General features: G+C 38.9%; 3 protein-coding genes and 1 pseudogene. All 4 read left to right on the forward strand.

Translation table 11 applies throughout. The annotated features are described in order from the left end of the window. Nucleotides 1-116: TrmH family RNA methyltransferase (locus tag ACRCJ0_RS12575; protein ID WP_431390647.1), on the forward strand; the 116-nt coding region annotated here is incomplete at its 5' end. 115 nt (nt 117-231) lie between these two features. Then, nucleotides 232-858 carry an HD domain-containing protein gene (locus ACRCJ0_RS12580; protein ID WP_431390646.1) on the forward strand — a complete coding sequence of 209 codons (627 nt, stop codon included), beginning with the start codon at nt 232-234 and terminating at the stop codon, nt 856-858. Further along, complete coding sequence (locus ACRCJ0_RS12585; protein ID WP_016896912.1) at nt 842-1186, forward strand: winged helix-turn-helix transcriptional regulator; 345 nt, start codon at nt 842-844, stop codon at nt 1184-1186. Before ACRCJ0_RS12580 ends, ACRCJ0_RS12585 begins: the two co-directional genes overlap by 17 nt. A gap of 352 nt (nt 1187-1538) precedes the next feature. Beyond that, a pseudogene (gene pheS / locus ACRCJ0_RS12590) lies at nt 1539-2114 on the forward strand (phenylalanine--tRNA ligase subunit alpha); the annotation flags it as partial.

The following is a 2114-nucleotide window of genomic DNA, read 5'->3' on the forward strand; positions in this document are numbered from 1 at the left end:
AAACTAGTCAATTAGCAGATGCGGCTTTATATATCCCCATGTCAGGATCTGCAGAATCTTTGAATGTTGCAGTTGCTGGGGCGATAGTCATGTATCAATTTCCCATCCAAGACTAGATTATTTTCTTCTAAAGATAGGTTGTGATGAAACTGTTACGAGATTTGAAAAGGGGTACGTGAGCATAGCAAAATCAGTTGATGTTGGAAATCGTTGGAAAAAAGGGTGATTATCGTGACGGAACAAGAACATTATTTTTGGGAAGACGATTCAGAGTATATGCAAATCATTGCGGATATTAAAAACCATCCCTTTGTAACAGACTTAGCCTATTTCAAGCAACATGTCCATGGCAATCGCTTAACCCACTCCTATCTAGTTTCTTATATGTCATATAAAGTAGCTAGGTCATTAGGATGGGACTTCAAGGCTTGCGCACGTGCCGGTTTACTACATGATTTATTTTATTATGTGCCAGGTGAGGTTACTTTTTCTAAAGGATCTCACTTAAGGAACCATCCTAAAATTGCTTTGATTAACGCGCGTGTGGTGGCGGATTTATCACAAGTTGAGGAAGATATTATTCTAAAACACATGTGGCTCGCAACCCCACATTTTCCGCGCTATAAAGAATCTTATGTCGTGACATTTGTGGATAAATATATTGCAACCGAAGACTTTGTTAAGCCAAGCTTAGCTAATTTATCCCAAAAGAAAATGATGAAATCATTTAGATATTTCGTTGGTAAATTAGTTATTCCAGCGCTTGCTAGAACTAGCAATCAAGAAGTTTCATTAGAAGAAAAAGAAGAATTAGTAGAAATACAAGAGGAGATTGATCAAGATGGAAATTACCATTAAACAACCAGACTTACCGGTAATGTGTAGCAAGATGGAACATGCTTGCAAAGTGATTGGTAAAAAGTGGAATAGCTTAATTATTGAAGTATTGTTAGCAACGCCATTACGATTTGGTCAATTACGCGACTCAATTAACGGTATTTCCGACCGTGTATTAATTGAAAGATTGCGGGAATTAACTGAAGAAGGTATTGTGCAGAAAGAAGAGTCAGAAACGAATGGACATATCATCACGGTTTATACATTGACAGAAAAAGGCCAAGACTTACAAAAAATCTTCAACAATTTACATCGTTGGGCAGATGAATGGGTTGAGCCAGCCGAATAAGGTTGACAAAACGGCCGAAAACGCTAAAATATAAAGAGAAATTACATTAACAGAAGACAATTTTTAACAGACATGTAGTCTAGAGAGTAAGTGATGCTGGGAATCTTACCTACATAGTTAAATATTTTCACTTCTTGAGTAGGCTTGCGGGAGAATAGAATGCTATTTGAAAGTAGGTCCGGTCGACCCGTTAAAACGATCAATGAGTGCTGGTGTAGGAATACTATATCGGAATCAGGGTGGTACCACGGTCTTTCGTCCCTTTTATAGGGGGTGAAGGACCTTTTTTTGTTGGTCTAGTTACTCATTTTTAGGAACACTCATGTAAGGATAAAAGTCAGGAGATGGAAAAATGCAAATTATTGATGATTTAAAAGCCATTGAAAACCAAATCATGGATGAAATTGATGCAGCACAATCACTAGCTGATATTAAAGCTGTTCGTGTGAAATATTTAGGGAAAAAGGGTCCAATTACGGAAGCTTTACGTGGTATGCGTGATTTATCGGCTGAAGAGCGGCCACAAGTTGGTGCTTATGCCAATGAATTGAAGGCAAAAGCTGACGGCAAGTTAAGTGAAAAAGAAACATTACTTTCTGCAGCAGCGCTTGAAGCACAATTACAAGCAGAAGCCATTGATGTGACGCTACCTGGTGAAAAACCAGTAACAGGAACAAAACATGTTTTAACTCAAGTAATGGAAGAAATTGAAGATTTATTTGTATCTATGGGTTACGAAGTCGTTGAAGGGCCAGAAATTGAGTCTGACTTCTACAACTTCGAACGCATGAACTTACCGAAAGACCACCCAGCGCGTGACATGCAAGACACTTTCTACATCAACGACGAGGTCTTATTACGTACCCATACGTCACCGGTACAAGCGCGTGCAATGGACGCCCACGACTTTGAAGCGGGCCCATTAAAA

This window comes from Aerococcus sp. L_32 (genome assembly GCF_050689315.1).